Raw genomic sequence first — 15,258 nt, 5'->3', positions numbered from 1 at the left:
CATGCAGACCCTGCACCGTTACCAGATCCGCTATCGCCTCAATGGCGAGCCACTCAGCCACGAGCTGGAGAGCTTCGAGCCGGTCACCGAGGAGGAAGCGCTGCTGCAATTGCTCATCAAGCACGTCGAGGAACCCCAGGTGGTGGTCGATGCGCCCTGGGAGCGCCATGCCCAGCCGAGCATCGCCCGTCGCGCCCAGGAAGCCGGGCTGAGCGATATCGAGGTCAGCCAGCGGGACTGACGGCCGGCCCAGGCAGGTGGCTTTGCGCTATAATTCCGCGCTTTTGCCCCCTTCGTTGGAGTGATTCATGACCCTGCCTCGCCTGCGCCTCAAAGCCAATGCCGACCGCCGTCTGCGCGCCGGGCACCTCTGGGTGTACAGCAACGAGGTGGACGTCGTCGCCACCCCGCTCACCGCCTTCGAACCGGGCGACCAGGCCATCCTGGAAACCACCAGCGGCAAGCCGCTGGGCTTGGTGGCGCTGTCGCCCAACAACCTGATCTGCGCCCGCCTGTTCTCCCGCGACACCGGCTACCCGCTGGACAAGTCGCTGCTGGTGCATCGCTTCAAGGTCGCCCTGAGCCTGCGCGAGCGGTTGTTCGGCAGCCACTGCTATCGCCTGGTCTATGGCGATGCGGATTTCCTGCCCGGCCTGGTGGTGGATCGCTTCAACGATATCCTGGTGGTGCAGATCGCCTCGGCGACCATGGAGCGCCAGCGCGAGGCCATCCTCGCCGCCCTGCTGCAGGTGTTCAAGCCCCAGGGCGTGCTGTGGAAGAACGATGGCAGCGCCCGCACGGCCGAGGGTCTTTCCAGCTACGTGGAAGTGGCCTACGGCGAGGTACCGGACTGGGTAGCGCTGGAAGAGAACGGCGTGCGCTTCGAGGCGCCGGTCCGCGAAGGCCAGAAGACCGGCTGGTTCTATGACCACCGCCTGAATCGTGCGCGCCTGGCGCCCTATGTCGAAGGCAAGCGGGTGCTCGACCTGTTCAGCTACATCGGCGGCTGGGGCGTGCAGGCCGCGGCCTTCGGTGCCAGCGAAGTCATGTGCGTGGACGCCTCGGGCTTTGCCCTCGACGGCGTGGAACGCAACGCCACCCTCAACGGCCTGGCGGAGAAGCTGGTGTGCGTCGAGGGCGATGTCTTCGAAGCGCTCAAGGAGCTCAAGGCCGGTGAAGAGAAATTCGACGTCATCGTCGCCGACCCGCCAGCCTTCATCAAGAAGCGCAAGGACCTGAAGAACGGCGAGGCCGCCTATCGTCGCCTCAACGAACAGGCCATGCGGCTGCTGAACAAGGACGGCATCCTGGTCAGCGCCTCCTGCTCCATGCACCTGCCCGAAGACGACCTGCAAAACATCCTGCTCGGCAGCGCCCGCCATCTGGATCGCAACCTGCAGATCCTCGAACGCGGTGCCCAGGGCCCGGATCACCCGGTGCACCCGGCCATCCCGGAAACCCGCTACATCAAGAGCCTCACCTGCCGTCTGCTACCCAGCTAAACGCCAGGCAAAGAAGCAGCCGATCACGGCCGTTCCTACAGTCAGAGCATCGTAGGAGCAACGTCTTATCGCGGCCATGGGCCGCTCCTACGGTGGCGCCCGTGTGACGCTCGTGTTTGTAGGAGCGGCCCATGGCCGCGATAGCAGGTCTAAAGCCAGATCCAAGTGTCACCCGTTACTGCCCTATCCATCACCAAGCGCTTTTCTATCGCGCCGAGCGCCGGGTTCTCATGCCCGCCAGCTAAGAAAAAACGCCTCGTCTCCTTGAAGAGAACGTGGCGTTGTTTGGCTTCCAGCGTGGTATGGCTCTTTTGTGCGCGTCGGAATATCAGCTCAAGGCACGAATCAACTCGTCCTTCTTCATTCGCGACCGACCGCGAATGTTCTGCTCGGCCGCCTTCTTGACCAGTTCCTCGCGAGTCAGGTCACTTAGCGAGGTGCTGCCAGTGCGCGAACGCCGCGCCGAGGCGCGACCGCTGTTGGGCGACTGGCCTTGCTTGGTCGCCACCGCCCGCCTGGCGGAATCCTTGCGGTCCGCGCTTTTGGCAGTGCCGCTCTTAGCCTTGCCGGAACCCGCCTTCTCGCCACCGCCGGACTGCTTGTTCACCGTCGCCCAGGCCCGCGCTTCGGCTTCATCCTTGGAAACGCCCTTTTTCTCGTAGCTCTCCTCGATGTGCTCGGCCTTGCGTTCCTGTTTGTCGCTGTACTTGGATTTGTCGCCGCGGGGCATGGCAGTCTCCAGGGAAGGACCTGTTTGAAAAGTCGCCGAGCGAAGGTCAGGCAAGGCCTAGTCTTCCGCCTTGATGGTGGCTACATCGGCTGCCTTCACCCGCACGTGACGACCCGCCACATCGGTGAATTCATAGAAGCCGTCGGCCGTCTTGGTGTTGGGACGATCTTCGGTGATGTACTGGGTACCGTCCTGCAGGGTCACTACCGTCTCGGTGGAACAGGCCGCCAGCCCCGTCAGGGTCAGGGCCAGCAACCCACCGCTCAGTAGCCGCTTCATGGGGCTTCCGGTGCGACGCGATGGATGGACACATCGTGCAGCGCCACCAGCGCCTGACCGGACTCGATGTCGGCCAGGTGGAAGCGCTCGTCGTTGATCGCATCCAGGTGCCGACAGGCCAAGTCACGGACCACGTCGGTGATGGGCACGTCCAGATTGCTGATACGGTCGGTATAGCTTTCGCCCAGCAATTTATAGTGGATTTCGTAATGGCTATCGGTGTCGTCACGCATGAGGGATCTCCGCGAAAAGGCTGCCCGACTCGGGTTATTTCTATAGAGCCTGGGCAACCAGAGCGGTTCTTTTCCACCCGTCAGACGCCGCCGAACGGTCGTCTGTCAAGGCGCACGAACCGGCTCTAGCGCAGGAGTTCAACGCCCTGTGCGCATCTGTTGCAACAACGCACTGCACTGGGCACCCTGCTCGTTGCTGGGCGCCACCAGCGCCAGCAGACCGGCCGCCGGTGCCGCGAAGGTGGCGAGCAGCGCCGCTGCCGCGCCACGGGCCGCCAGGGGCAGTGCCTTCACCCCCGGCGCGGGATTCTTCAGGGTGCCCCGCACATAAAGTGGCGAGCGCAGGGAAAAGATGCGCAGGCCCTTGCTGTGGGGATCGACGGTCAGATCCAGTCGCTCGCTTGCCAGGTTGATGGTGCCGGTGATGTTGATCAGGGCGTTCTCGGTGTCGAGCACGAAGACCTGGGGCTGCACCAGGCCCTTCTTGAAGTCGAGATCGGCGACCGCGCAATTGATCTCCACCTCGTCATCGCCGAACAACCGATCGACCAGGTAGTTGCCGACGTTGAGTCCGGCCAGCTCCATCAGGCTGCGGCTGATGCGGCCGTCGTTCATCAACAGCTTGAGTTCGCCGTTGCTGGTGCCGAGCAGCGCCGCCACCGAATTGCCAGTGCCGCTCAGGGTGGCATCGCCATTGAGCTCACCCATGCTTCGCTTCATGGTCTCCACGGTAGGGAACAGCTGGTTCAGCTTGACCCGGCGCACGTGCAGATCGACCCGCCCTTGCAGCGGCGTCTTGTCGCCTTCCAGGCGCACTGTGGTGTTCAGATCGCCACCGGCCACGCCGAAGCGCAGGGGGTCGAGCAAGAGCACCCCGTCGGTCAGGCGGACATGGGTGTTGAGGTCGGTGATCGGTAACTGCGCGTTCTGCACGATGCGCTTACCCGTGAAACGCACATCGGCATCCATGGCGCGCCACCGATCGGTGCGAAACTCGGACACGGGCAGCGCCTTGGTCGTCGGCTGCTGGCTGGTTTCGCCCTTGGCGGCTTGCTGCTCCTTGGTATCGGCGCCAATCAGTGGTGCCAGGTCTTCGAACAGCAACTGATCGGAGCGCAGCGTCCCGCTGAGCTTGGGTCGTGGCTTGCCACCGGTGAACAGCACCTCGCCATGTAGATCGCTCTTGCCGACCCGGCCGTTGAAGTCTTCATAGCTGAAGCGCGCGCCCGCCGGATCGTTGAGCTTGACCGTGAGATGACCATCGGTGGCGTAGGGCGCCGTCTCCGGCAGGGTGACCCCGGTCAGCGGATAGAGCTGCGCCAGACTCTTGCCTTCCAGTACCAGGTGCAGATCCAGGGCGCCCAGGCGTCGCGGATCGGTCAGGGTGCCAAAGACCTGGATGCGGGTCTCGCCAGCCCGCGCATCGAGCTGGATGGGGAAAGGTACATCGGCGTCCTGTAGGGCCAGCAGTCCGCCGATCTGGCCCCGGCCACTGACCGGGACCTGCTTGTAGCTGCCGTCCACCGCCAGGGCGAACTGGAAGGGCTGGGTCTGCTTGACGTGGGAGCGCTGGCGCGAAGTGCCCTGCTTGCCGACCAGATCGGCGTAGGCGATGGGGGCATCCAGGGAGGTGATCCGCGCCCTTAGCCGGGTGGCGGTCTGGGCATCGTCGAAGCCGACCTGGCCGGCGTCGAAGCCGATGGTGCCGATATCCACGGTCCAGGCCGAAGGCTCGGCCTTGGGATCCTTTTCGGCGGTCTCGAAGGTCCAGCTGTTGCGCCCATCGGCCAGCCGCTGGGCATTGACCACCGGCCCGCTTAGGTCGATGCGCGGGATATAGATCTGCTTGGCCAGCAGTGCCAGCGGGGAGATCCGCAGTTGCACCCGGTCGAGGTGGACGAAGGTCTTTTCCTTGGCCCAGTCCGGGTTGCCCAGGGTCAGGTCCTCGGCGGCGATGTGCGGCCAGGGAATCCAGGCGCGCCAGCCGCCCTGATCCGGCTCGCGATGCCAGACCACGCCCAGGTTGCCCTCGATGGCGAAGGGCCGGTGCAAGGCGCTCGACACCTGCTCGTTGATGGTCGGCTTGAGCCGATTCCAGTCGAAGGTGGCGAGGACCACCAGCAGCAGCACGAACAGCAGCAGGATGATTCCCAGCAGCCAGGCGAGGATCTTGCGTGGGCGCGTCATGGCCGCCTCCTTGGATTTCCGTTCCCTCTTGGGTCTGCGCAGCGCAGCGGGGTTCCCTGAATAGACGTCATGCCTTGCGCTGGCGTAGCGCCAGCAGCGCCACCGCCACCCCGATCAGGGTCAGCAGCAACAGACTGCCACGCAGGCCCACCTGCCCCGCCACGGCACCGATCAGCGGCGGACCGAGCAGGAACCCGAGATAACCGGCGGTGGCGGTCATGGCGATGCCCGCAGCCGGCGTCTCGGCCACCTGGCCGGCGGCGCTGAAGGCCGCGGGCACCACATTGGACAGGCCCAGGCCGACCAGCGCGAAACCGAGGATCGCCGTCCAGGGTGCGGGCAGGAGTACCGCCAGGGCCAGCCCCAGGGTCGCCAGCAAGGCCCCGCCAACGATCACCTGGGGGCCGCCGAAGCGAGCTCGGATGCCGTCGCCGAACAGCCGCCCCACCAGCATGGTCAGCGAAAAGGCCGCATAGCCCAGGGTCGCCACCACCGGACTCGCGCCGCCCACCTGGCCCAGGTAGACGGCGCTCCAGTCGGTCATGGCCCCTTCCAGCATCAGGCAGCCCATGGCGATCAACCCCAGCGCCAGCACGCGTCGATCCGGCAGCCGCAGGGCATGGCTCACCGGACTGCGATCGCCTTCGTCCAGGGCCAGGGCCGCGGGCAAGGCCAGCACCAGCGCCACCAGGGCAGCGGCCAGCAACACCACCAGCGCCGAGGCGCCCAGGTGCAGCACCAGTGCCCCCAGGCCGGCACCGAGAAATCCGCCCAGGCTGAAGGCGGCATGGAAGGACGACATCAGCGGGCCGTTCCAGCGGCTTTCGACATCGCTGGCATGGGCATTCATGGCCACGTCGATCAGGCCATTGCTGGCACCGAGCAGCAGCGCGCAAGGCAGCAGCCAGCCCAGCGACGGCGCCACCCCAGGCCAGATCAGCACCAGTACGAAGGCCAGGATGCTCAGCCGGGTGAGGCGTCCGGTACCGCCCAGGCGCGGCACCAGCACCCCGGCGAAGGGCATGGTCAGCAGGGCGCCCAAGGCGACCGCCAGCAGCACCAGACTCAGCTGGCCGTCGCCCAGCGCCAGATCGCGCTTGAGTTCGGGAATGGCGGCCGCCCAGCCACCGATCCCGCAACCATTGGCGAGAAAGACGGTAAAGGTGGCGCGGCGTTGGCGACGCAGTACGGCAGAGGTCATGGGAATCCTTGGGCGAGAGATCAGCGGTCGCTAGCGAGCGAATGCAGGTGCAGGCCGGCATCGCGATAGGGCTGCAGGCGCTCCTCGCTCAACCCCGGCTCCAACACCAGATGGTTCAGCTGATCGAGCCGGAGCACGTGATAGAAGGCCACGCTGTCGAGCTTTTCGGCGGTCACCGCGACGGCGACCTGGGCGCTCTGTTCGGCCACGGCCGCCTTGAACTCGGCCTCCTCCAGGTCGAAGCCGGTCACCCCGGTTTCCACCGCCAGGGCGCAGGTCCCGAGAAAGGCCAGGTCGGCGCGCACGCCACGCAGGTCACGCAGGGCCCGGGCGCCCAGGCAGGCGCCGGACTGCGGCGCAGCCAGGCCGCCGATCATCAGCACCCGGATGCCCGGCCGCTGCAGCAGCGCCGTGGCGATCACCGGCGCATTGGTGGCCACGGTCAGGTCGAGATCCGTGGGCAGCGCCTGGGCGATGGCCAGGTTGGTCGAGCCGGCATCCAGCAGCAGCAATTGCCCCCGCTGTACCAGCCTGGCCGCGGCGTGGCCCAGCGCCTGCTTGGCCGTCTCGTCCTGGCTGATCCGCGCCGGCAGTGCCTGCGGCGGTGTCAGCAGCGAGAGCGCCCCACCGTACACCCGGCGGCACAGGCCCTGGCGGGCCAGTTCACGCAGGTCGCGACGTACGCTGTCTTCGGAAATGCCCCAGGTGGCGGCCAGTTCGGCCGACAGGACCCGGCCCTGCTCACGCAACAGGCCCAGGATCGCGGCCTGGCGTTCTTCGGGGAGGTGGATGGATGCAGTCATGCTGATACTCCTGGAGGATCAGCAGATCATGCACAATCATTTATAAACGTGCAACATCATGCAGAGGCTGAGGCCTTGTCCCGCGCATCCAGCCAGCGACCGCCAAAGACATTGATCAACAGGCCGAGCATGACCGCCAGGCCACCTACCGCTTGCTGGATGGTCATCTGCTCCCCCAGCAGCACCGCGGCCGAAGTCAGCCCCACCACCGGCACCAACAGCGAAAAGGGCGCCACCTGGCCCGCCGGATAGCGCGACAGCAGCCGGCTCCAGATGCCGTAGCCGACCAGGGTGGCGATAAAGGCCAGGTAGACGATGGCAAAGACCGAGCCGCCCGACAGCGACGTTAGCGCCGTGGCGATCTGTTCCGGGCCTTCCAGCAGCAACGACAGGAGGAAGAAGGGGATGGGCGGAATCAGGCTGCCCCAGACCACCAGGCCGAGCATGTCCACCTTGCCGATCTTCTTGGTGACGATATTGCCCAGGCCCCACATGGCCGCCGCCGCCAGGGTCAGCAGAAAACCGGCCAGGGTCATGGTGACGCCATGCTCGGTACCGATCAGCAAGAGCCCCAGGGCCGCCACCAGCAGCCCGACCAGACTCGCCCGCCGTACCTTCTCACCCAGGAAGGTCGCGGCGAAGGCCAGGGTAAAGAAGGCCTGGGCCTGCAATACCAGCGAGGCCAGCCCCGCTGGCATCCCCACGTACATGGCCGAGAACAGGAAGGCGAACTGGCCGAGCGAGATGGTCAGGCCGTAGGCCAGCAGCAGCTGCCAGGACACCTGGGGCCGCCGTACGAAGAGAATGGCGGGAAAAGCCGCCAGACAGAATCTCAGGGCGCCCAGCAACATGGGCGGTACGCCATGCAGGCCAACCTTGATGACGACGAAATTCACCCCCCAGGCCAGGATGACGACCAATGCCAGCAACAGATCCCGGGGTGCCATTCCCAACTCCTTGAAGGATTTTAGATAGATAGGCGGCTACCCTACTCCTTTGCGTCCGCGCTGCGGCGTCACAGTTGCCCACAAATTCGGCCAGTCACTCCCTAGCAACGAAAAACCGCAGCCTGGGCTGCGGTTCGTCGGGATCAGGCACTGCGCTTGTCACGCAGGGGATCATGGCCCCAGTTCATCAGCGACTTACGCCAGCGCGAGTCTTCGATATCGCCCTCCGGTCGCTGCTTGAGATGGCGATGCACATAGCCGATGACCTTGCGCATGGCCTGGTAGTCATCGTCTTCCAGCTCGGCCTGGCGCTTGCCCTTGAGCTCCAGGATGCGCTCACCCATGGCATGGCCGACCGCCTTGCCATCGTTGGCGGCCGTGACCTTCTTGCCGCCCTTGGTCATGCCCACACCCTTGCTGGTATCTCCGCTGAGCCATTTGCGCAGCTGGCTGCGGGTCATGTTGACCACCTGCTTGAATTCGCTGCGAACCTCTTTCCTGTCGTCTTTCTTGTCGTCGTTGGAAGCCTTCTTGGTGCTCATTTTTCACCTGCCTTTTGCAACGCCTTCACCAGTTCGTCTTTCTTCATGCGCGACCGGCCCCGCACCTCGCGACGCGCGGCACGCTTCATCAATTCGTCCTTGGTCAGACCGGCCAGACCCGACTCACGCGCGGTCGCCGTCTTGCGCGCCACATCGGCCGGCTGCTTGGAATGCTGCTTGCCGCGGCGGGTGTCGCGACGCTTCTTGGCGGTGGTGCGCTGGTACTCTTCCTTGCTCAGGGAATCCCGGGCCTTTTCCGGCAGATAGCGTTCGCCGGTCTCTTCGGATTTCTTGCCGGAGCGGGTGTCCCACTTCTCGTCGGTCCACTGTTGCAGATGATTGTCCTTGCCCTTGCCGCCCTGGTATTCACCACCGCGCTTCTGGTACTCCTGGGACGCCAGTTGCGCCTTGCGCGCCGACCATTGGCCGGGCTTGCCGCCCTTGTCGCCCTCGGTAATCTCTTTCTTCACCTTTTCCCAGAGTTCGGGATCGCTCTTCTTGGCCGTAGCACTCATGGCTCACCTCAGGTGTGGGGTCACTGCAGTCGCTGTCTCTAGGATGACTGCCCAACCGAAACGGGGGTTCGCGCCAGGCGACGAACGCCCCTACCCTGCGTCTTCCGGTATCCAGAGAAACCCATGCCCCTTGCCACCCTGCTCCGCCGTCGCCTGATCCCGCTGCTCTTCGTCACCCTGCTGGTGGGTGTCGGGGTCCCCTATGGCTGCTCGGAACTGGCCTACCGCGAACGTCAATGGGTGTTCAGCATCGAGCCCGGCAATGCCAGCTGGTTCACCGGGGTGCCGGAAGGCGTCCGCCAGTTCAATCTGCCGGTCCCGGACGGTCTGACCGGCACCGACTACCTGCATGCCTGGTGGTGGCCCGCCCGGCGCCCGGACGCCCCCACCCTGCTCTATCTGCACGGCACCCGCTGGAATCTCACCGCCCAGGTCCGGCGCATCGCCACCCTGCGACAACTGGGTTACTCGGTGCTGGCCATCGACTATCGCGGCTTTGGCGAAAGTCCTGGCGACGTTCCCTCCGAACGCAGCGTCTACCAGGACGCCCGGGTCGCCTGGAAGCACCTGCAGAGCCTGCAGCCCGATCCGCGCAAGAGATACCTCTATGGCCATTCCCTGGGTGGCGCCGTGGCGGTGGATCTGGCCTGGCGCATCGCCCGCGACGGGGATCCCACGGGCGACTATCCCGCCGCGGCCGGTCTGATCATCGAATCCACCTTCACCACCCTGGCCGATGCCGCCTCGGCGGTGGTCGACACCCGCTTTCCCCTGCGCTGGCTGATGACGGAGAAATTCGATTCCCTGGACAAGATCCCGGAGATCCATATCCCGGTGCTCATCGTTCACGGCAGCGACGACCGCTATGTGCCGCCCCGCTTCAGCGAGGCCCTCTATGCCGCCGCGCAACCCCCCAAGCGGCTGCTGTTGATCCCGGGCGGCACCCATTCCAACAGCATGGTGATAGGCACACGTGCCTATGCCGCCGCTCTGCGCGAGCTGTTCGGTGGCACGCACCTGAGCGAAGCGGAAAAGCAGGAATCATCGACGGGAGGCTAGAGGTTTTTTGAAAGGCATCGACGGCGCTGATAGTCACTATCTCGCCAGTCTATTTTTTTCGAGCGGTCCTGCTCGGGATACTGAACTCACTCCAGCACAGTTTCCCCAGAGGACACCATCATGAACCTGCGTATCGCCTTCGGTTTCGCCTTGACCGCCCTGGCCCTGAACACCTTCGCCCAGGACTTCTCCTTCACCCCCAGCCCTGCCACCCAGATCGCCGAGGAATCCAGCCAGCGTCCGCTAGGCCATCTGATCAAGCAACAGCAGCAGCGCCTGCAGCAGCGCACCCTGGCCGAAGAATCCAGCCTGCGTCCGCTGGGTGAAGTCATCAAGCAGCAGCAACGCCAACTGCAGGACCGCCGGATCGCCGAAGAGTCCAGTCTGCGTCCCCTGGGCCAGGTGATCGAAGACCAGCAACAGCGTCTCGGTGGCGACGAAGTGGCCGAAGAAAGCGGTCAGCGTCCCGTGGGTCGACTGATCGAGCATCAGCAGCATCGTCTGCAGGAGGGCGCCCTGGCCGAAAACGGCTCGGCCCAGACCCTGGACCGCCTGATCAAGCCCGGCCAGACCCGTCAGGCCTAAGCGCTACCCGCTCCTTCCTGCCCGGCCTCGCGCCGGGCTCGCCTATCAGGTCTTCTCGCTACCCGGTCCGATGCTGGCGGGGGCCTCCACCACCATTTCCTGCGGCACCTCGTCGATACGCGGATCCAGCGCCGCTGCCATCGGACTGACGGAATCCGGCATGGCCACATGATGCAGCGGTGCCGCGTCCAGCCGGTGCTCGCCACTGACGAACCGGGGCTGCACGAAGACGATCAGGATCAGCGCATAGGCCGAGGTCAGCACATAGAAGGTGCCCGGGCCGAAATGCTCCATGGCCGCGCCGGCCAGCAGCGGCCCGATGCAGGCACCGACGCCATAGGTGGTCAGCAGCATCGCCGACAGTTCCACCCGCCGTTCGGGCTCGACGTGGTCGTTGGCAAAGGCGGTCGCCAGCGGATAGAGGGTGAACAGCAGCATGCCCGAGACGAAGCCCGCAGCCAGCAACCAGGGATAGGGCAAGGTGATCAGTCCCCACAGCGGTACCGCCGCCAGGCACAGGAGCACCGCATTGGCGCGGATCAGCTTGCAGCGGTCGAGTCGATCCGACAGCCAGCCCAGCGGCCACTGGGCGCAGAAGCCCGCGACGATGCACAGCCCGACGTAGAAGCTCGATTGCGCCGTATCCAGGCCACTGCGACTGGCGAACACCGGTGCCAGGCCATAGAAGCCCCCCACCAGCAGGCCTGCGGTAAAGATGGTCACCAGTGACTGGGGCACCCGCTGCCAGAAGAAGCGGATCTCCAGCGGCGCCGCCACCAGCTTGGCCGGGTGCACCCGCCGCGTCATCGCCAGAGGAATCAGGCAAGAGGCGAAGCAGATGGCCACCAGCAACAGCGGCTTGTAGTCGAGTTGCGGATGCCAAGCCAGCAGCGCCTGGCCGATCACCAGCCCCAGGTCCACCGCCACCATGTAGCCGGCAAACACCTTGCCGCGCTGGTGATTCTCCGCCTGCTCGTTGAGCCAGCTCTCGATCACCATGTACTGATTCATCATCACCACGCCCATGATGAATCTCAGCGCGATCCAGACGTTCAGGTCGTCGATCAGGGCGTGAATGAGCACGGTAACGGTGGCCGCACCGGCGCAGGCCACATAGGAACGGATATGGCCGACACTGGCGATCAGCCGATGGCCGAACTTGCCGCCGCACACCAGCCCGAAGTAGTAGGCCGCCATCAGGGCGCCGGTCCAGAAATCCCCTGCCCCCTGCTCAGTCAGTCGCAGACCGATATAGGTGGTGAACAGACCGGAGCCGGCCAACATCAGGAGGGTGGCGAAATAGAGCGCAGGAAAGGTAACGAGAGGGCTGAACATCAGGGATCACATGAAAAGAAGCAGAAAGCCAGAACGGATCAGCCGGAACTGACCGTCAGACTACGGAAGGAAAAAATATCAGGAGATAGTGCCGGGGATCACTCCGGCTCCTGGCGCCTGTTAGTCTCGGTACGCTGGCGCTGTCGCCATTGATCCAGATAGACCACCTGGCCGTGCTCGGGCTTGGCCTGATAGGCAGGGGCCGAAGCCACCACCGAATCCGCCGCCGGGCGTTCGACCTCGGGTACCACGAAAGGCGCGAACTCGACCTTGGCCAGCGTCTTGCCGAACAGGGCCAGAGAGGCGTCGAGTCGCTCCTCTCCCGTCACGGTGAATTCGAAGGAGAACAACCGCGCCAGGCGCTTGCGGCCCTTGGCATCGGCCAGCCAGCGAAAACGGGAAAAGGCCACGGCGCCATCGAGCAGCGTGACCTTGCGGCGACGACACTCCTGCTCGGCCAGCACCAGTGCCTGCTCGCGAATGCCGTGGGCGTGCCAAAACCACAGACCGATGCCGACTGCGCCCAGCAACAGGCAGAGATTACCTAGCGTCAGCATCTTCGCTCCTCATCGAAGGGTACCGCCGTCACTGACGCCGTGCAGCGTCACCAGATGCCGTCTCGTTCAACAGACGAATGTTTTCACGCTCGCCTTTGTACAGCGTCAGAGGGGCGATTTCCTTACCTAGCAAAGGCACCTGCTGTTGATGCCATATGTAGTAGAAAACGTTCAAAACCATCAATAGCAGAAACAACCAACGCATCATTCGTTCTCGAGCGGACACGCCAAAGCCAATCCAGCAAACACCATATCGGGCACGATCCGCGCGCCCGGAACGACATGTTTGACCAGTTCCGCGTCACCCCCGGTCAGAAACACCTCGCAGCCTTCGGCGAACATCTCCTGAGCTAGTTCGTACTGGGTGCGGACAAAGCCCTTGAGCATGTACAGACACCCACGCTCCACGGCCTCGATGGTCGTACGTCCCGGCGCCTCGTAGCGTTCACCACTGGCCCAATGTGGATCGTAGCGGATCCGACGGGTATGGGTCTGCAGTTCCCGACGCATCAACGGAATCCCCGGACAGATGAACCCGCCCTGATGCTCACCCTGGGCGTCGACCAGATCGGCCGTCACCGCAGTGCCCAGATCCAGGACCACGCAGGCCTTGCCCTCGGCCAGTTGCACCGCGGCCAGGATCACCAGCCAGCGATCCATACCCAGACGCTGATGATCCCGATAGCCATTGCGCACACCATTCCACACCTCTACCGGCACGGCCTGGTGACAGGGGATGGCGAAGGTCGCCGTCAACCGCTCCTTGAGCTGCTGGGTCTCTTCGTCGCTGCGCACGCTGACCAACCGACAGGCCGCCAGGGTGGGAGTATCCGGCTGGGACAGGGCCGCGATCAGGGCGTCGTCGCTGTCGACGATGCCGGTGTCGACCACTTCGGCTCCCGCGGAGAGCAGTCGCCACTTGATCAGGCTGTTACCGCAATCGAGTTCAAGAATCATGATCTAGGCTCAGGCTCAATTCGCCACCGCTGAATGCCTGTATCTGCCCATCTACGCGCATGAGGATAGCCCCATCTTCGGCAACTCCTGCCACTGTGCCCTGAATACAGCGAACCCCCGAAGACAGGGTTACCGCTCGACCTTGCCAGCCATGATAACGCTCCCACTCGCCGCGCAGGGCGGCGAATCCGGATTGGCGGTGAATCTGCCACAGGCTGTCGATCTCCCGCAGCAGCAGACTGGCGACCTGGTTGCGATCCTGCAGACCGCCCAGGACCTCGGCCATGGAAATCCATGGCTGATCGATGTCGTTGGCCATGCGCATGTTGACGTTGATACCGATGCCGATGATGGCCTGGCAGACGTCCTGCGGATCACCCGACAATTCGATGAGGATACCGGCCAGCTTGCGACCACGAACCAGGACGTCGTTGGGCCACTTCAGCCAGGCATCCTCCACTCCCAGCTGTTGCAGGGTACGGATCACCGCCAGGCCCATGGTCAGGCTCAAGGCCTGCAGCTTCTGGATCCCGCCCTGGCTGGAGACCACGGCGGTGAGATAGAGATTTTTGCCATAGGGACTGACCCAGGCGCGGCCACGCCGGCCACGTCCGGCCTGCTGATGCTCGGCCAACAAGGCGAACGGCGGTTGCTGCTGTTGTTGCAAACGGCGTTGTGCCTCGGCATTGGTGGAGTCGATGGAAGCCAGGACCGCTACCGGCCAACCACCCTCCCCCGCGATCCGTTCGGCATCGAGCAGCGACAGGGGCTCTTCCAGGCGGTAACCCCGCCCCGGAACCTTGAACACCTCGACGCCCAGGTCATCTTCCAGCGTCTTCAGCCGCTTCCAGATGGCACTTCTGGAGACGCCCAAGGCCTCACCAAGCTCGACGCCGGAATGAAATTTTCCATCACTCAGCAATTTCAGCAACGGCATCCTCGAACTCCGTTCGACTTTCTTCCGCCCCAAAGACAACACCCCCGCCAGAGTGATCTGAGCGGGGGTGCTGGGTGTTAGGCGCTTGACGATGACCTACTCTCACATGGGGAAACCCCACACTACCATCGGCGATGCATCGTTTCACTTCTGAGTTCGGGAAGGGATCAGGTGGTTCCAATGCTCTATGTTCGTCAAGCAATTCGGTTGGCTGGCCAGGCGTTGAAGCTTACCTGGCTAGCCCAATTGGGTCGGTGATCGAAGTAGACAACTCGTCTTGGGTCTTGCGAACCCACGCGCCCGTTTTCGGCGTCGTCTTCCTCACGCTCTGACCTGCGGTCAGATTGTTTGGGTGTTATATGGTCAAGCCTCACGGGCAATTAGTATCGGTTAGCTCAACGCCTCACAGCGCTTACACACCCGACCTATCAACGTCGTAGTCTTCGACGGCCCTTCAGGAAGCTCAAGGCTCCAGTGAGATCTCATCTTGAGGCAAGTTTCCCGCTTAGATGCTTTCAGCGGTTATCTCTTCCGAACATAGCTACCCGGCAATGCCACTGGCGTGACAACCGGAACACCAGAGGTTCGTCCACTCCGGTCCTCTCGTACTAGGAGCAGCCCCTCTCAAATCTCAAACGTCCACGGCAGATAGGGACCGAACTGTCTCACGACGTTCTAAACCCAGCTCGCGTACCACTTTAAATGGCGAACAGCCATACCCTTGGGACCGGCTTCAGCCCCAGGATGTGATGAGCCGACATCGAGGTGCCAAACACCGCCGTCGATATGAACTCTTGGGCGGTATCAGCCTGTTATCCCCGGAGTACCTTTTATCCGTTGAGCGATGGCCCTTCCATACAGAACCACCGGATCACTAAGACCTACTTTC

General features: G+C 64.0%; 18 protein-coding genes and 2 rRNA genes (1 of these 20 cut by a window edge). 4 read left to right on the top strand and 16 right to left on the bottom strand.

From position 1 onward, the window contains the following. Position 1: 1 nt before the first annotated feature. Positions 2-241, top strand: a complete 240-nt coding sequence (locus V6W80_RS04620) for a hypothetical protein (protein WP_093250907.1) — start codon at positions 2-4, stop codon at positions 239-241. Between the two features lie 67 nt (positions 242-308). Further along, positions 309-1,502, top strand: a complete 1,194-nt coding sequence (locus tag V6W80_RS04615) for a class I SAM-dependent rRNA methyltransferase (protein WP_064308918.1) — start codon at positions 309-311, stop codon at positions 1,500-1,502. A gap of 328 nt (positions 1,503-1,830) precedes the next feature. Here V6W80_RS04615 and V6W80_RS04610 read toward each other — a convergent pair whose 3' ends face one another. The 9 genes from V6W80_RS04610 to V6W80_RS04570 all read right to left on the bottom strand — a co-directional run bounded on the left by V6W80_RS04610 (position 1,831) and on the right by V6W80_RS04570 (position 8,939). Beyond that, positions 1,831-2,232 carry a Rho termination factor N-terminal domain-containing protein gene (locus V6W80_RS04610; protein ID WP_338545970.1) on the bottom strand — a complete coding sequence of 134 codons (402 nt, stop codon included), beginning with the start codon at positions 2,230-2,232 and terminating at the stop codon, positions 1,831-1,833. A gap of 57 nt (positions 2,233-2,289) precedes the next feature. After that, complete coding sequence (locus V6W80_RS04605) at positions 2,290-2,511, bottom strand: YgdI/YgdR family lipoprotein (protein ID WP_257704208.1); 222 nt, start codon at positions 2,509-2,511, stop codon at positions 2,290-2,292. Further along, a complete protein-coding gene (locus V6W80_RS04600; protein ID WP_017638749.1) occupies positions 2,508-2,744 on the bottom strand; it encodes a hypothetical protein in 237 nt (78 codons plus the stop codon). Before V6W80_RS04600 ends, V6W80_RS04605 begins: the two co-directional genes overlap by 4 nt. Positions 2,745-2,882: 138 nt before the next feature. Beyond that, a complete protein-coding gene (locus V6W80_RS04595; RefSeq protein ID WP_338545968.1) occupies positions 2,883-4,931 on the bottom strand; it encodes an AsmA family protein in 2,049 nt (682 codons plus the stop codon). Between the two features lie 67 nt (positions 4,932-4,998). After that, on the bottom strand, positions 4,999-6,132 hold the full coding sequence (locus tag V6W80_RS04590) for an MFS transporter (RefSeq protein ID WP_338545967.1): 1,134 nt from the start codon (positions 6,130-6,132) through the stop codon (positions 4,999-5,001). 20 nt (positions 6,133-6,152) lie between these two features. After that, positions 6,153-6,935, bottom strand: coding sequence for a DeoR/GlpR family DNA-binding transcription regulator (locus V6W80_RS04585; protein WP_338545966.1), 783 nt, complete (start codon positions 6,933-6,935; stop codon positions 6,153-6,155). Between the two features lie 56 nt (positions 6,936-6,991). Then, positions 6,992-7,882 carry an EamA family transporter gene (locus V6W80_RS04580; protein WP_338545965.1) on the bottom strand — a complete coding sequence of 297 codons (891 nt, stop codon included), beginning with the start codon at positions 7,880-7,882 and terminating at the stop codon, positions 6,992-6,994. A gap of 143 nt (positions 7,883-8,025) precedes the next feature. Continuing rightward, positions 8,026-8,424 carry a DUF3140 domain-containing protein gene (locus V6W80_RS04575; RefSeq protein ID WP_338545964.1) on the bottom strand — a complete coding sequence of 133 codons (399 nt, stop codon included), beginning with the start codon at positions 8,422-8,424 and terminating at the stop codon, positions 8,026-8,028. Then, a complete protein-coding gene (locus tag V6W80_RS04570; protein WP_064308912.1) occupies positions 8,421-8,939 on the bottom strand; it encodes a hypothetical protein in 519 nt (172 codons plus the stop codon). The genes V6W80_RS04575 and V6W80_RS04570 overlap by 4 nt, the downstream gene beginning before the upstream one ends. A gap of 123 nt (positions 8,940-9,062) precedes the next feature. Between V6W80_RS04570 and V6W80_RS04565 the strand changes: the two genes are divergently transcribed. Beyond that, entirely contained in the window at positions 9,063-9,998 is a 936-nt protein-coding gene (locus tag V6W80_RS04565; RefSeq protein WP_064308911.1) for an alpha/beta hydrolase, read from the top strand. 120 nt (positions 9,999-10,118) lie between these two features. Next, a complete protein-coding gene (locus tag V6W80_RS04560) occupies positions 10,119-10,583 on the top strand; it encodes a hypothetical protein (protein WP_338545963.1) in 465 nt (154 codons plus the stop codon). 45 nt (positions 10,584-10,628) lie between these two features. Here V6W80_RS04560 and V6W80_RS04555 read toward each other — a convergent pair whose 3' ends face one another. The 7 genes from V6W80_RS04555 to V6W80_RS04525 all read right to left on the bottom strand — a co-directional run. Continuing rightward, positions 10,629-11,918, bottom strand: coding sequence for an MFS transporter (locus tag V6W80_RS04555; RefSeq protein ID WP_064308909.1), 1,290 nt, complete (start codon positions 11,916-11,918; stop codon positions 10,629-10,631). Between the two features lie 98 nt (positions 11,919-12,016). Then, on the bottom strand, positions 12,017-12,475 hold the full coding sequence (locus V6W80_RS04550; RefSeq protein WP_017638740.1) for a DUF3301 domain-containing protein: 459 nt from the start codon (positions 12,473-12,475) through the stop codon (positions 12,017-12,019). Between the two features lie 28 nt (positions 12,476-12,503). Beyond that, complete coding sequence (locus V6W80_RS04545) at positions 12,504-12,683, bottom strand: hypothetical protein (protein WP_338547514.1); 180 nt, start codon at positions 12,681-12,683, stop codon at positions 12,504-12,506. Next, entirely contained in the window at positions 12,680-13,432 is a 753-nt protein-coding gene (locus tag V6W80_RS04540; protein ID WP_338545962.1) for a type III pantothenate kinase, read from the bottom strand. Before V6W80_RS04540 ends, V6W80_RS04545 begins: the two co-directional genes overlap by 4 nt. Next, complete coding sequence (gene birA, locus V6W80_RS04535; protein ID WP_338545961.1) at positions 13,422-14,369, bottom strand: bifunctional biotin--[acetyl-CoA-carboxylase] ligase/biotin operon repressor BirA; 948 nt, start codon at positions 14,367-14,369, stop codon at positions 13,422-13,424. Before birA ends, V6W80_RS04540 begins: the two co-directional genes overlap by 11 nt. A gap of 83 nt (positions 14,370-14,452) precedes the next feature. Next, a 5S ribosomal RNA gene (rrf, locus tag V6W80_RS04530) occupies positions 14,453-14,568 on the bottom strand. A 160-nt stretch (positions 14,569-14,728) separates the two neighbouring features. After that, positions 14,729-15,258: ribosomal RNA gene (locus V6W80_RS04525) — 23S ribosomal RNA — on the bottom strand; it runs 2,363 nt beyond the window's last position.

The organism is Pseudomonas benzopyrenica, from assembly GCF_036884265.1.
Taxonomy (GTDB): domain Bacteria; phylum Pseudomonadota; class Gammaproteobacteria; order Pseudomonadales; family Pseudomonadaceae; genus Chryseomonas; species Chryseomonas benzopyrenica.
This window is presented reverse-complemented; position numbering and strand designations above follow the sequence as displayed.

What these genes read in the sequence shown, in the direction of transcription:
- V6W80_RS04620 (WP_093250907.1), top strand. Translation starts at nt 2, where the DNA reads ATGCAGACCCTGCACCGTTACCAGATCCGCTATCGCCTCAATGGCGAG.
- V6W80_RS04615 (WP_064308918.1), top strand. Translation starts at nt 309, where the DNA reads ATGACCCTGCCTCGCCTGCGCCTCAAAGCCAATGCCGACCGCCGTCTG.
- V6W80_RS04610 (WP_338545970.1), bottom strand. Translation starts at nt 2,232, where the DNA reads ATGCCCCGCGGCGACAAATCCAAGTACAGCGACAAACAGGAACGCAAG.
- V6W80_RS04605 (WP_257704208.1), bottom strand. Translation starts at nt 2,511, where the DNA reads ATGAAGCGGCTACTGAGCGGTGGGTTGCTGGCCCTGACCCTGACGGGG.
- V6W80_RS04600 (WP_017638749.1), bottom strand. Translation starts at nt 2,744, where the DNA reads ATGCGTGACGACACCGATAGCCATTACGAAATCCACTATAAATTGCTG.
- V6W80_RS04595 (WP_338545968.1), bottom strand. Translation starts at nt 4,931, where the DNA reads ATGACGCGCCCACGCAAGATCCTCGCCTGGCTGCTGGGAATCATCCTG.
- V6W80_RS04590 (WP_338545967.1), bottom strand. Translation starts at nt 6,132, where the DNA reads ATGACCTCTGCCGTACTGCGTCGCCAACGCCGCGCCACCTTTACCGTC.
- V6W80_RS04585 (WP_338545966.1), bottom strand. Translation starts at nt 6,935, where the DNA reads ATGACTGCATCCATCCACCTCCCCGAAGAACGCCAGGCCGCGATCCTG.
- V6W80_RS04580 (WP_338545965.1), bottom strand. Translation starts at nt 7,882, where the DNA reads ATGGCACCCCGGGATCTGTTGCTGGCATTGGTCGTCATCCTGGCCTGG.
- V6W80_RS04575 (WP_338545964.1), bottom strand. Translation starts at nt 8,424, where the DNA reads ATGAGCACCAAGAAGGCTTCCAACGACGACAAGAAAGACGACAGGAAA.
- V6W80_RS04570 (WP_064308912.1), bottom strand. Translation starts at nt 8,939, where the DNA reads ATGAGTGCTACGGCCAAGAAGAGCGATCCCGAACTCTGGGAAAAGGTG.
- V6W80_RS04565 (WP_064308911.1), top strand. Translation starts at nt 9,063, where the DNA reads ATGCCCCTTGCCACCCTGCTCCGCCGTCGCCTGATCCCGCTGCTCTTC.
- V6W80_RS04560 (WP_338545963.1), top strand. Translation starts at nt 10,119, where the DNA reads ATGAACCTGCGTATCGCCTTCGGTTTCGCCTTGACCGCCCTGGCCCTG.
- V6W80_RS04555 (WP_064308909.1), bottom strand. Translation starts at nt 11,918, where the DNA reads ATGTTCAGCCCTCTCGTTACCTTTCCTGCGCTCTATTTCGCCACCCTC.
- V6W80_RS04550 (WP_017638740.1), bottom strand. Translation starts at nt 12,475, where the DNA reads ATGCTGACGCTAGGTAATCTCTGCCTGTTGCTGGGCGCAGTCGGCATC.
- V6W80_RS04545 (WP_338547514.1), bottom strand. Translation starts at nt 12,683, where the DNA reads ATGATGCGTTGGTTGTTTCTGCTATTGATGGTTTTGAACGTTTTCTAC.
- V6W80_RS04540 (WP_338545962.1), bottom strand. Translation starts at nt 13,432, where the DNA reads ATGATTCTTGAACTCGATTGCGGTAACAGCCTGATCAAGTGGCGACTG.
- birA (WP_338545961.1), bottom strand. Translation starts at nt 14,369, where the DNA reads ATGCCGTTGCTGAAATTGCTGAGTGATGGAAAATTTCATTCCGGCGTC.